Source organism: Hahella ganghwensis DSM 17046, from assembly GCF_000376785.1.
GTDB classification, from domain to species: domain Bacteria; phylum Pseudomonadota; class Gammaproteobacteria; order Pseudomonadales; family Oleiphilaceae; genus Hahella; species Hahella ganghwensis.
Map to the genome: position 1 here is coordinate 1 of NZ_AQXX01000075.1, position 12,515 is coordinate 12,515.

General features: G+C 49.6%; 11 protein-coding genes and 1 pseudogene. 4 read left to right on the top strand and 8 right to left on the bottom strand.

Features of this window, described 5'->3' with window-relative positions:
* From F566_RS0104120 to egtD, 4 genes are all read left to right on the top strand, one after another.
* Positions 1-277: transposase domain-containing protein (locus F566_RS0104120; protein ID WP_020405708.1), on the top strand; the 277-nt coding region annotated here is incomplete at its 5' end.
* An 874-nt stretch (positions 278-1,151) separates the two neighbouring features.
* The gene (locus F566_RS37885) at positions 1,152-1,985 is read left to right on the top strand and encodes a DinB family protein (protein ID WP_211210583.1); all 834 of its coding nucleotides are present in this window, start codon (positions 1,152-1,154) and stop codon (positions 1,983-1,985) included.
* Positions 1,985-2,422: an SUMF1/EgtB/PvdO family nonheme iron enzyme gene (locus F566_RS37890; RefSeq protein ID WP_281169099.1), complete on the top strand. Its 438-nt coding sequence runs from the start codon at positions 1,985-1,987 to the stop codon at positions 2,420-2,422. Before F566_RS37885 ends, F566_RS37890 begins: the two co-directional genes overlap by 1 nt.
* Positions 2,415-3,371: an L-histidine N(alpha)-methyltransferase gene (gene egtD / locus F566_RS0104135; protein WP_020405710.1), complete on the top strand. Its 957-nt coding sequence runs from the start codon at positions 2,415-2,417 to the stop codon at positions 3,369-3,371. The genes F566_RS37890 and egtD overlap by 8 nt, the downstream gene beginning before the upstream one ends.
* A 112-nt stretch (positions 3,372-3,483) precedes the next feature.
* Here the strand turns inward: egtD and F566_RS37555 are convergent, their stop codons facing one another.
* The 8 genes and pseudogenes from F566_RS37555 to F566_RS0104170 form a co-directional block, all read right to left on the bottom strand.
* On the bottom strand, positions 3,484-3,702 hold the full coding sequence (locus F566_RS37555) for a hypothetical protein (RefSeq protein ID WP_020405711.1): 219 nt from the start codon (positions 3,700-3,702) through the stop codon (positions 3,484-3,486).
* Between the two features lie 176 nt (positions 3,703-3,878).
* Positions 3,879-4,145 (bottom strand): annotated as a pseudogene (locus F566_RS38145) (transporter substrate-binding domain-containing protein); the annotation flags it as partial.
* Between the two features lie 815 nt (positions 4,146-4,960).
* Complete coding sequence (locus F566_RS0104145) at positions 4,961-6,583, bottom strand: methyl-accepting chemotaxis protein (protein WP_020405712.1); 1,623 nt, start codon at positions 6,581-6,583, stop codon at positions 4,961-4,963.
* A gap of 213 nt (positions 6,584-6,796) precedes the next feature.
* Positions 6,797-7,486, bottom strand: coding sequence for a crotonase/enoyl-CoA hydratase family protein (locus F566_RS0104150; protein WP_020405713.1), 690 nt, complete (start codon positions 7,484-7,486; stop codon positions 6,797-6,799).
* Between the two features lie 120 nt (positions 7,487-7,606).
* The gene (locus tag F566_RS0104155) at positions 7,607-8,656 is read right to left on the bottom strand and encodes a LacI family DNA-binding transcriptional regulator (protein WP_020405714.1); all 1,050 of its coding nucleotides are present in this window, start codon (positions 8,654-8,656) and stop codon (positions 7,607-7,609) included.
* A gap of 57 nt (positions 8,657-8,713) precedes the next feature.
* Entirely contained in the window at positions 8,714-9,886 is a 1,173-nt protein-coding gene (locus F566_RS0104160) for an ABC transporter ATP-binding protein (protein ID WP_020405715.1), read from the bottom strand.
* Between the two features lie 72 nt (positions 9,887-9,958).
* Positions 9,959-11,572: an alpha-glucosidase family protein gene (locus F566_RS0104165; RefSeq protein ID WP_020405716.1), complete on the bottom strand. Its 1,614-nt coding sequence runs from the start codon at positions 11,570-11,572 to the stop codon at positions 9,959-9,961.
* Positions 11,573-11,648: 76 nt separating this feature from the next.
* Positions 11,649-12,515 carry a carbohydrate ABC transporter permease gene (locus tag F566_RS0104170; protein WP_020405717.1) on the bottom strand — a complete coding sequence of 289 codons (867 nt, stop codon included), beginning with the start codon at positions 12,513-12,515 and terminating at the stop codon, positions 11,649-11,651.

Consider the following 12,515-nt stretch of genomic DNA (forward strand, 5'->3'; position numbering starts at 1 on the left):
ACGCTACCTGGAGGATGGCGCCGTGCCCATCGACAATAATTGGGTGGAAAACCAGATCCGGCCTTGGGCGCTGGGTCGTTCCAACTGGTTGTTTGCCGGATCGCTGCGCAGTGGTCAGCGGGCAGCGGCAGTAATGAGTCTGATCCAATCGGCCAAACTGAACGGACATGATCCCTATGCTTATCTGAAAGATGTACTGGCGCGTCTGCCGACGCAGAAGAACAGTGCCATTGCTGAATTACTGCCTCACAACTGGAGCGGTCCGGTCAACCTGTGATAGCCGGACGCTTACAAAAAAAGGGTTAAACAACCACTTCTTTTCGCCCAGATAAACGCCTTTTCCACAAATACTGCTTGTGCAGTTCAGGTGTCGAACAACCCTTTCGGACTGGATCTCGACGTAATGAAAGCGATTGCATTTATGGTTTGGAACACTTCCATTCACTTGCTGAGCTAGGCCGGGTCAAAAACTGGCCCTGATACCGAATGGGGTAAAACTCGGTGAGCCTGAACCATTCAGAAGTCTGGCCTGAATGGGAAGGTTCAGTTTGCTCAAGACTGCCAGTTACCTGCATTTTTGTATCGTCAGTAGGAGCAGCACTCTAAACTTGTGTTAGATATGAAAGCGCTTTCACTCTGTCCCGTCGTTTGGGGCCTGTCAATGGGGATGTGGGGTGATGCTGTGTTGTTCGTTATAAATAAATCAGTTAATTCAAATAGTTACTTGTTGGTAACATAGTGTAACAAAACCTTGCCGGACGCTAGCTTGGTGCTGGCATTGGGCTGTTTTCACCTGGTAGAGGAATACAACAGCCCAATGGCGAGAGGCTCAGAGCAGCTGAATAATGATGGGGTGGGTTTCTGGGTCACTACTAAAGCATTTAATGAAATTGGGATCAGCGTCGAGTATACGATCATACCTTGGAGGTGAGTCCTGGTAACTTTCTGCTGAGCGGGCGGAATATGAATAGGTACTAATGTGAATTACGACAGGCAAATGCCCGAATTGTCTGCTATGTTATTAACCATTGCAGTACCCCAGGGGGGTGTTGACGTTTTATGTGGCTCAGCCCTGCTGGCTCTACATGAGCGTTTCATGAAATTTCGACACTTCCTGTTTATATGGATAATCAACACCCAGGAATCTCGTGATGGTGACTGCAAGAGAGCGCCTTCTTCCCCTGTATAAACAAGTTCGTTCCTCAACTCTCGGTTTGACTGATGGACTGACAGCCGAAGACATGATGCTGCAGTCAATGGAGGATGCCAGTCCTGCCAAGTGGCACCTTGGACATACAACCTGGTTCTTTGAAGCTTTGATTCTGGATGCCTATCATTCAGAATATCAACGATTTAGCGACCAGTTTTTCTTTCTTTTTAATTCCTATTATGAGTCTCTGGGAGAACGCCATCCACGCCCCTTCAGGGGAATGTTAAGCAGGCCCTCTCTGGAACAGGTGCTGGAATATCGCCATCATGTAGATCAGTCGCTTATAGAGTTACTTGAAAGAGATAACCTTCCGTCTGAGTGCTGGCAGCGGCTTGAACTTGGCCTTCATCATGAAATGCAACATCAGGAACTATTGATCACCGATCAGTTGCATGGATTCAGTTTTCATCGTTTCGATCCTATCTGGAAAACACTTCTGAACAAACCTCAGGTTTCCTCTGAAGTGTCCGCTCATGCCTGGGTAGCGCAGGCAGGAGGTCTGGTGTCTGTGGGAATGCCAGCGGAAAGAGGGAGCGAAGAATTTGCGTACGATTGTGAAACCCCGCTTCATCAGCAATACCTGCGTCCGTATTGTCTTGCGTCCAGACCCGTCACGAATTTTGAGTGGCTGGCGTTTATGTCAGATGATGGGTACAGGATTCCCAGCTATGGTTGTCTGATGGTTGGGCCTGTGTGTCCAGAGAAGGGTGGCAAGCCCCTCTTTATTGGCAGCAGAAGGACGGGGAGTGGTTTCGATATACCCCTCACGGCTTGATGCCTCTAAACCCCGATGAGAGCGTTTGTCATATCAGCTACTTTGAAGCGGATGCATTTGCACGCTGGGTCGGGGCTCGATTGCCCACGGAGTCGGAGTGGGAAGTCGCCGCTCGAGAGTATCCGGTTGAAGGGCGATGTATGGAGCAGGGGCTTTGGTTTCCCGCAAAGTCCCTGCCTGATTCCGGGGCTGCTCTACAGCATCTGTATGGAAATGTCTGGGAGTGGACTCAGAGTCCCTATCTGGCATATCCGGGCTTTCAGCCGCTACAGGGGGCTCTGGGCGAATATAACGGGAAATTTATGTGTGGCCAGTTTGTATTGAAGGGAGGTGCATTTACGTCTCCTGAAAAGTTGTTGCGGGCAAGCTATCGGAACTTTTTCTATCCCCATCAACGCTGGCAGGCGACTGGGGTAAGGTTGGCAAAACATGAATGAAATAATGCTGCCCGTTGAGATCGGTGCGCAGGAACAGACGTTTTATCAGGATGTGGTAGAAGGACTTTCAGAAACTCCTAAAAGAATACCAAGCAAATATTTTTACGACCAGAAAGGCTCGGAGTTATTCGAACAGATATGTGATCTCGAAGAGTATTACCTGACCAGAACTGAACTGGGAATGTTGGATGGCGTGGCGAGTGATCTGGCCAACTTCCTGCCGAAAATCTCCCGGATAGTTGAATTTGGCAGCGGCAACTGTGAAAAGGTGCAGTATCTTCTTGATCGGCACAGCAGTATTCGTCGATATCTGCCTATCGATGTCTCGGAATCTTTCCTCCTGTTTCATGCTGACCGGCTGATGCAGCGATATCACGGTCTGGATGTTCTCCCGGTTGTTGGGGATTTCAATGTGCCGATTTCACTGGAAGAGGAAGAGGGTATCAGTCTTGGCTTTTTTCCTGGCTCAACCATCGGTAATCTGGATCGCTGGGAAGCGATCCGATTTCTGCGCAACGCTGCGGATACCCTGGGAACCAAGAGCTACTTCCTGGTCGGGGTGGATACCCTGAAAGACAGAGATATTCTGCTGGCGGCTTATGATGATGCCAAGGGGGTTACCCGGGATTTCAATCTGAATCTGTTAAGAAGGCTTCAACAGGAATTAGGTGCCAATCTGAATATCGACCAATTTGAGCACGAAGCCCGTTTTAACCAGGAGCAGAGCCGTATCGAAATGCATCTGAAAAGCCGCTGTGATCAGACGGTGCGAATCAATGGTGATACGTTCCGGCTTATTGAGGGCGAGACCATTCATACTGAAAACTCCCACAAGTATAGTGTTGAGAGCTTCCAGGATCTGGCTAGGTTAGGTGGATGGGAGTCCTGCCGTGTGTGGCTGGCAGACGGGGAAATGTTCAGTATTCATTTGCTGAAGCGTATAGATTAGGCAAGAGGAACACCCTCTGCCGCTGAGTCCGGGACAGTATTTTCTGTATTCTGTTACCGGACTCGACGTCCCTGATACAAGACAGCCTCGATTTGCAAGAATGGGCTGAAAGTTACTCCTGACGTGGCAGTGCCGCTTGCTCTTTCCAGACGGCTGTGTATTTTTTGACAAGATGTTGAGGGATGCCTGCGTCAACCATCTTGGCAATCTTATCATCCAGAAATGCCTTGAACTCAGGAGAGTTGCATTTGCTTGCTTTGGATAAGGTGAAGTAAAGGCCTTCAGAACCAACAGGTTTATCCAGGGAAATGATGTCTGTACTAATGCCCATGGCTTCGGCAATCGCGATTCCCTGATAAAGTTCATAGATGACGTAGTCGGTTCTCCCCAGTAAAACAGGCGTTCGAAGGCAAACTCAATTGAGCGAACCTCTTCAATGATGAGGTTTCTTTTTGCGTAAAGGTCGAATTCCTGTCCGAAACTGTTGTTAATGAGAGTGTCGCCAATCTTTCCTTTGAGGTCTGCCCACTCATTGAAGGGAAACGCCTTGTCTTTCTTGACAAAAATAACATTCGGCATATACATCATGGGCGGCAAGACGTAGTCCATCCAAGTTTGTCTTTCGTCTGTAATGAATGCGCCAGTGAGCATATCAATTCTGCCGACTCTGGCTTCTGCCTGAGAGCGGGACCATGGGCCGACGTATTGGGAGTTGATCGTGATATTCTGATCTGCAACTGCCATTTCAAGAAGCTCCACCGCTGCCCCGATCAGGCGGGCGGGGTTCTTGCGATCATGTCAGAGAAGTGGGGGGTACTCTGGGTTGCCGGTCACATTCAGCTCTGAACAAAACGCTGAAGCATAGGACAGCCCTGGTAAAAATGAACAAATGACAACTAAGATTGCACACGAGATTTTCTTCATTACTACCTACCCGGCCGGTTGTTCTTGTTAAGCCGCCTGATGGGGGAGGCTCGTCAGCTTCATATTCCCCTCATATAGTATAAATAAAGACAATTTCTTCTCATTTATCCAGTTATTCGCCCGAATCCATTTCATATTGCAGTAATACTTTATAGCTGAGAAAAAGTTATGTCTGTACTGTCATTTTTTTTTACTGGTCAATTCTTTGCCGGTATGGCGTCATTTTTTTTTTCTATGACAGTTAATTAAATATAACCTTATGATATTTATAGAGTATTTCGATATTTTTAGATCGTTTCCAGACGGTACACTCCATCGCCTACGTCGGTTTTCTTTACAGAACGGTAAAGCATGTTCCGTCTATAGGCCTTTTTTCCTATTTTTGATCGATGTTAATTTTACTTTCTGTTTTTAAGTTATTGTAAATAATGACAAATAAAATATTGGTACTGCGATTGCTATAATTTTTATATATGAAATTCCATTGGTTTCGTCATAAGCCAAAGGTCCGATGTCTCGGATAAGGAATGACGGAAGCAGGATCTCCACAGAGTGGGGAGAGTTGCGACACAGAGGTCGCAACAGCTTGGAAAACAGTTAAATTCATTGGCGGTGAATACCCCTCTTAGCTTTGGCTAAGAGGGTCTTTTTTTATGTGTTCCCGATTATTGAAAGCGTGCTGCCAAAGCTTCTGCATCGTTCGAAAGCTGTGTCAGGGATAGGACTTTTTCCTTAGCCGAACCAGATCCTCTTGCTGCCTCTTCAATCAGCTCGCTGATTTCCTGAAGATTCTTCGCAATGTCCTCAGAAACTGCTAATTGCTCTTCTGCTGCCGTGGCAACTTCGCTGTTCATTCCAGACATCTGAGTGATTGCCTGACTGATGGCTCCCAATTTCTCGTTGGCTTCGCTGAAATGCTGGCTGCATTCCTCAGAGATCTGTTGACTGGTCTGCATTACGTTGACCGTATTCCTGGCGCCGGTTTGGACGTTATCGATAATCTTCTCAATTTCTTCGGTTGATAGTTGAGTCTTTTGTGCAAGACTACGGACTTCATCTGCGACAACGGCAAACCCGCGACCCTGCTCTCCCGCCCTGGCAGCTTCAATGGCAGCATTCAGAGCCAATAGATTAGTTTGTTCGGCAATACCCCGGATGACGTTCAGGACGGTGCCGACATTCTCCGTATCAGCGGCCAGATCCTGCACTGTTTTGGCACTGTCCTCTACCTGCCGGGCCAGATCCTGCATAGCTTGATTGGCTTTCTTCATGGCTTCCATGCCGTCTTTGGCAATGGTGTCTGTCTCTTGAGCCACCTCTGCAGCATGATTGGCGTTCTGAACTACCTGTTGTGCGGAAGCCGTCATTTGTTGCATGGCTGTAGCCACTTGTGTGGTGCGGCTATTGGATTCAGTGGAACAATTGGTGATATCTTCAGTAGTCCGGCTGATGATACTGATATTCTCGCTTAAATTGCTCGAGGTCAGTGTCAGGCTGCGGGATACATCCCCCATAAATTCAACCAGTCTTTTCAGTGCCTTTTCCAGTGCTCCCAATTCATCCTGTCGATTGGTTACCTGGACCTCAATGAGCATGCCCTGTCCCAGTTTGTGGGAGGCATCGATCAAGTCCTTGGTGGGTTTAACGATCCTGACATTGGTTAGAAGAAGGGTAATCAAAGCAGATAGAACGATGGCAATGCCCAAAGCGATGCTGGCAATGGTAATTGCCTGATTGAGTGCATCATTACTTGTCGTAATATTCGTACTGGCCTTTTCGACATAGACTTCTGCTGCATCCTGCAAAGTTTTTGTTGGTTCCCGGTCAATACCCGAGACAGCTTTATCACCGACTTTGGAATCAAAGTTGGCATTCACAAAGTCGTTATACCCTTTTCTGTATGCTTGGCCCATTGTCTGGTGAGAAGTCTGGAATTTCTGTAACAGCGACTTGACTTCAGGGTCGGTGACCTGGGGTAATGTTGCCTTCAGGTTTTGCTGAATCTCCTGCTCCCGTTCTATGAATCGTCCCCAGTATTTCTCCCTTTGGCCTGAATCATATCCCCTGAGCAAAACGTTCTTCCATTCCTGAACCTGGATTTTGAAATCAACCACCATGCCTGTGATCTGACGCTCAGTGTGAATGTCCTTCTTCACCGTTTCGCTGAACTGATTAATTTCGGAGCTGGTGGTCATTATCAGATAAAGAGATGCGCCGGCGGTCAGCATGGATCCGATAAGAATGGCGACAATTAACTGATAAAGGAGGCTGGTACGGACGAAGCTCATGGCGCACTCCCGACGAAGTGATATTTTGTAGTTAACCTATTAATTCATAGCACAACACTGGGTATTATCCAGAGGGGGTGGCTAAAAAATAGGCTGATCGGAGAGCCGTTTTATGAGTCAGATAGGGCTGTTACCGGGGGCTTGGAGAGTCAACAAAAATGGGAGGAATCAGTCGCCTTGAAAATGGCCGATAACCTCCCAGAGGTGAAGTGGTTAAAGAGTGCCGGAGAGGTCCTTTTCAATGGCTTCGTCAAGGAAGTCCAGAAAATCCGAGCGTGATTTCAACTTGGTGTTGGCGTGTGCTTTCATGTTTAGTTTGGCCAACTGAGAGGCGAGTCCCTGAGCCTGAGCGGCCAGTTGTGCTTCTGGGACAACCATATCAAGAAAGCCTGCGGAAACGGCCGTTTTAGGGTCAAACATCTCGGCACAGAGTACAGAGCGGTTGAAGTAACTCGCGGGAAGGCGTCCACTTGCCAGTTCAATACCGGCGTAGTGCATGGTCATCCCAATAGCGACTTCATTCAGTCCAATTTTATAGTCTCCTTCTACGCCAATGCGGATATCTGAAGACAATAACAGGAAAGCGCCTTTTGCCACGGCATGGCCACTGCAGGCAGCAATGATCGGGGTAGGGAAGGCCAGCAGGCGGCGGGAAAGTTTCGAGCCTTCAGTCACCAGCGCCATCGCGGCTTCGTTACCGGACTGCATGACCTTCAAGTCATAGCCTCCGGAAAATATGCCCGGTTGCCCGGTTATGACCACAACCGCCTGAGCTTGTTCTGCCTGATCCAGCGCCTGATGCAACTCTGCAATCAGTTCGTGGGAGATGGCGTTAACTTTGCCGTTCTGAAGAGTAATGGTGGCAATCTGGTCTTCGAGTTGAAAGTGCAATAGTTGAAACATGAGTGATGTTCCTGATCATTATTATGAAAAGAAACGCATGATAGCAGAATATTGTAAGGCGCTATGATAGGAAGCAGCAGATGCCCGGTTGATTAGTCACCTCCACAAGCTCCTGGCGGCTCAGGGGCAGCTTTCACCGATAATCAATTCACTGGTCAGAACCATGTCCTGGTGTGGGCGCATCCCAAGAAATATTTCAGCGGCTTTGCGGCCTTTTTCAACGCTGTGCTGATGCACGGTGGTTAGCGAGGGATGCATGGTTGTTGCTGCCGGTATACCGTCAAATCCGACAATCTTGATGTCCTCGGGTACTTTCAATCCCAGTCTTTGTGCTGCCTGTACCGCAGCGATGGCAATCCGGTCACTCATGCATAGCAGTATGTCGGGGCGGGGGCTGATGGCCAGTGCTTCCCGGGCTGCCTGGTAAGCATAGTGGTGAACGTTCTCAGGTATGTGCCAGACGTCGTGACTGTCCAGAGTAACGCCGCATTCGGCTGCCGCTTCCTGATATCCTTTCAGGCGTTCTCTGGAAACAGGGGTGACTTCGGAAAAGTCTTCATTGTCTCTGAGGCGGGTTACTTTGTGGGTATTAAGCATCCGCAGACCCAGTATGGCCACCCGGCCGGGTTGATGTCTGAAGGCATGAATCGCCGATGCCTTGGCGCCGCTGAAGTTGTCTACCAGAACCGAAGTAATGCCTTCAAACTGACAATCCACCGTTACCACATTTTTGGTTGGCAGACGCAGTTGGCGGTGGGATTGGTATTGAAGCCCGTAGATAATCAGCCCGTCTCCGAAAAATCCTATTCTGGGCGACTGGCTGTCAGGGAAAAGATGATCGTGAGACAGCAGCAGCATGCTGTGGTGTTGTTTGTCCAGAACTTCAGCAATACCTTCCAGGAACTGATTGGCAACCGGGTCGGTCACGCTGTAACTCAGTCGGTCGGCCAGAACAACGCCGACAGTACCGGTCCGGCCGGTGCGCAGGCTTCTTGCAGCGGCATTTGGGCCATGATAGCCCATTTCCTGGCAGGCCTTGAGAATCCGCTCCCTCAATTCAACAGACAGCTGGTCCGGTCGGCTGAAGGCGTTGGAGATGGTGGCAGTGGACACTTCCAGGCGTGCCGCCACATCTTTCAGGGTCAGGACGTTTCGGTTTCGGCTGTTCAAAGTATGACCTTATTATTTTTTCTGGTGATATCACTATCTTTGCGGAAGCAGCGACCGTCAGTTCTGGGCCGCTAAGGGTTGATCGACTTGTGTCCTGACCAATGCCCTGCCTTTGCTGTCGAACACATGTGTATGCACCGGATCAATATCCAGCAGAACGGTCTCTCCTTCAACAAACCTGCAGGGAACGGATAATCTGGCCAGATAAGGTTCTTCCATGGAGTCGTCACCGGCGTACACAAATGATTCATTGCCAAGATACTCGATATTACGCACCGGCAAACCTGAATGATTGGAAGTGTCAGAATTTTTATCGGTGCCGATCGTTTTGTCACTACTGGTCATTTTATCGCGGCTGACATAGTTCAGATGCTCCGGTCGGATACCTAACTGTACCTGATCACCTTTCTGTAGCTCACTGCTGTCGACATTGACTGTCAAGTCTCCCGCATGAGGGAGATGCAAAGTCGTTTGATGCTTTCCGGTTTCCACAATTTTAGCTGTCAGCAGATTCATCTTGGGGGAACCTATAAAAGTAGCGACAAATGTGGTGGCTGGCGTCTCGTAGAGTTCAAAGGGTGTGCCAACCTGTTCTACCCGGCCGCCGTTGAGCACGACGATTTTATCTGCCAGCGTCATCGCTTCCACCTGATCATGGGTCACGTAAACCATGGTCGAGCCCAGACGCGCATGAAGTTTCTTGATTTCCGCTCTCATCTGGACTCGAAGTGCTGCATCCAGGTTTGATAGTGGCTCGTCAAATAGCAGAATGCTGGGTTCCCTGGCCATGGCGCGACCCATGGCAACCCGCTGTCGCTGCCCCCCGGAAAGTTGTTTGGGCTTGCGCTTGAGCAGCTTTTCCAGTTGCAGGATGCGGGCTGTGTTCATCACCCGTTCTTCGATGGTCTCTTTGCTTTCTTTATTGAGTTCCAGTCCGAAAGCGATATTTTCGTAAACGGTCATGTGGGGATAGAGGGCATAGGATTGAAATACCATGCCGATTCCCCGTTCCTTGGGAGTCAGAGCATTCACGACATGATCGTCGATCAGGATGTCGCCCCCTGAGGCGTCCTCCAGACCGGCGATCAGGCGTAGCAAGGTGGATTTTCCACAACCGGAAGGTCCGACGAATACAACAAATTCGCCATCGGCGATCAGCAGATCAACCGACCTGATGATGTCCACTTGTCCAAAGGACTTTTTTACATTTTGCAGAGTAACGCTCGCCATGAGTGAATCTCCTGTATTTGTTTTTGTCGGTTATTCGTCTTTGCTACTTATCATTGAATGCACGTTTCAGCATCAGGCCAGTTCGCCGAAAAACACCTGATAAGGAGGCAGAGTCAGTCGGCCGTCCTGCAGGGTTGATTCAAAGCCCGGTTCTTCAAGCACCCGTTTGATTGGCGCTGTCAGTTCAATTTCCTGGGCTTTGCCGGTCAGGTTGATCGCTACCAGAATGCTCTGCTGTTCGTGGGTACGGACAAAAGTGATGATGTCACCGGTATCGGGCAACAGCTCAAGATCTCCTTTCACCAGGGCAGGTTGCTGCTGGCGCCACTGTATCAGCTTTCGGGTACGGTTCAGGGTGGAGTCGGCAGATTTTTCCTGCTCCGAAACCGCATAGGCCAAATGCGTTTCATTCACTGGTAACCAAGGCTCGGTGGTGGAGAAGCCGCCTTGAGGCTGATTGCTCCACACCATTGGTGTGCGACATCCATCCCGGCCTTTGAATTCTGGCCAGAAGTTAAGCCCATATGGATCCTGCAATCTTTCATAGGGAACATCGGCTTCGGGTAAACCTAATTCCTCACCCTGATAGATACAGACACTTCCGCGCATAGTCAGCAACAGGGCCATGGCAGCCAGAGGGTACTTTTGTGGATCTTCCTCTGCCCCCCAGCGTGTGGCTACCCTGGGTACATCATGATTACTCAGTGCCCAGCATGGCCAGCCATCTTCAATGCCGGCCTCCATTTTGGCGATGACATTGCGTATATGATCTGTGGAGTGTTCCGCATGCAAAAGATCAAAGCTGTACGCCATGTGCAGTCGCTGATTGGATGTATATTCTCTCATCCGACCCACAGGATCTGCATCGCCGATCTCACCAACGGTGGTTGAGCCAGGGTATTCATCCAGCAAAGCCCGGAGCTCTTCCAGGAAAGCCAGGTTTTCTGGTTGACTGATGTCATACTGATGAATCTGATAGGTGTAAGGGTTATCGGCATTGACCCCTGGATTCCGTGAATCGAGTGGAGCCGACGGTGGATTGCTCTCCAACCCTTTGCTGTGGTAGTAAAAATTCACCACATCCAGACGGAATCCATCGACGCCCAGATCCAGCCAGAAGCGCAAGGCGTCCAGAGTTGCTTTGCGGACTTCCGGATTGTGGAAGTTCAGATCGGGTTGTTCTGTCAGGAAATTATGCAGGTAATACTGACGCCTGCGTCCATCCCATTGCCAGGCGGGTCCGCCGAAAATAGAGACCCAGTTGTTGGGCAGAGAACCATCAGGAGCAGGATCGGCCCATACATACCAGTCCGCTTTAGGGTTGGTTCGATCTTTACGGCTTTCCTGGAACCAGGGATGCTGATCAGAGCTGTGACTGATGACCTGGTCGATAATCACTTTCAGACCGAGTTCGTGGGCGCGGGCTAGCATGATCTTGAAGTCTTCCAATGTGCCGAACATAGGATCAACATCACAATAGTCTGCGACATCGTAACCAAAGTCCTTCATTGGGGAAGTGAAAAACGGCGACAACCAGACAGCATCCACACCCAGTGAGGCAATATGGTCCAGTTTTGCGGTAATGCCGGGCAGATCGCCTATGCCGTCACCGTTACTGTCCATATAACTGCGCGGGTAAATCTGATAGATCAGACCGCCTTTCCACCACTCGGAATTTAATGTCATTTAACTCTCCAAAAACAAACGTCCAAAAATAAAAGTGCTGTTAATCTAGTATCGGGTTTTAGCATTCTGATGTGTTTTAACCCTTGACTGCGCCTGCGGTCAGACCGGACACAATCCGGCGCTGAAAAATCAAAACCAGTACGACCAGGGGAACGGTCACAATGACCGATGCTGCCATGATGATTCCCCAGGGAAGTTCATACGCGGATCCACCGCTGATCAATGCAATGGCGACAGGCACTGTGCGCTGGTCATCGGTCAGGGTGAAGGTCAGGGCAAACAGAAACTCATTCCAGGCGGCAATAAAGGCCAAAAGCCCGGTTGTTGCCATGGCCGGCCACAACAACGGCATGAAGACTTTAAATATGGTGACCCAGGGAGTCGCACCGTCAACAATGGCGGCCTCTTCCAATTCCTTGGGTAGTTGGCGCATGAAAGTCGTCAGAACCCAGACAGTAAAGGGCAGGGTAAAAATAGTGTAGGAAAATACCAGCCCCAGTGGATTGTTATAGATGTTCAGTGCCCGGATGACTTCAAAGAGACCGGAAAGCACTGCCACCTGAGGAAACATGGACACCCCGAGCACGATTGTCAGAATCGGACCGCGTCCCTTGAAGTCGACCCGGCCTAGTGCATAGGCGGCAGTCAGGCCGAACAGAATGGAGATCGCAACGACCAGAGTGGAAATCAAAATCGAGTTACCGATGCTGCTGACAAAAGACGATTGTCCCATCACCGCCTGATAATTTTCCCAATTAAGATGCTCAACCCAATAGCTGACTTCAAAAAGCTCACTACTGGTCTGCATTGACGTCACGATGGCGTAGTAAAACGGAAACACCGAGAACAGAACAATGGCCACGACCAAGGCATAGAAGGCCGCGCGCGTGGTGATGTGCTTAATACGTTTGATGCGTAATTGCTGAGGCGTCAGAATCTGCAT

Bases quoted from the DNA above. Each gene is read 5' to 3' on its own strand.
- F566_RS37885 (WP_211210583.1), top strand. From the start codon at position 1,152: ATGGTGACTGCAAGAGAGCGCCTTCTTCCCCTGTATAAACAAGTTCGT.
- F566_RS37890 (WP_281169099.1), top strand. From the start codon at position 1,985: ATGCCTCTAAACCCCGATGAGAGCGTTTGTCATATCAGCTACTTTGAA.
- egtD (WP_020405710.1), top strand. From the start codon at position 2,415: ATGAATGAAATAATGCTGCCCGTTGAGATCGGTGCGCAGGAACAGACG.
- F566_RS37555 (WP_020405711.1), bottom strand. From the start codon at position 3,702: ATGGGCATTAGTACAGACATCATTTCCCTGGATAAACCTGTTGGTTCT.
- F566_RS0104145 (WP_020405712.1), bottom strand. From the start codon at position 6,583: ATGAGCTTCGTCCGTACCAGCCTCCTTTATCAGTTAATTGTCGCCATT.
- F566_RS0104150 (WP_020405713.1), bottom strand. From the start codon at position 7,486: ATGTTTCAACTATTGCACTTTCAACTCGAAGACCAGATTGCCACCATT.
- F566_RS0104160 (WP_020405715.1), bottom strand. From the start codon at position 9,886: ATGGCGAGCGTTACTCTGCAAAATGTAAAAAAGTCCTTTGGACAAGTG.
- F566_RS0104165 (WP_020405716.1), bottom strand. From the start codon at position 11,572: ATGACATTAAATTCCGAGTGGTGGAAAGGCGGTCTGATCTATCAGATT.
- F566_RS0104170 (WP_020405717.1), bottom strand. From the start codon at position 12,515: ATGCAGATTCTGACGCCTCAGCAATTACGCATCAAACGTATTAAGCAC.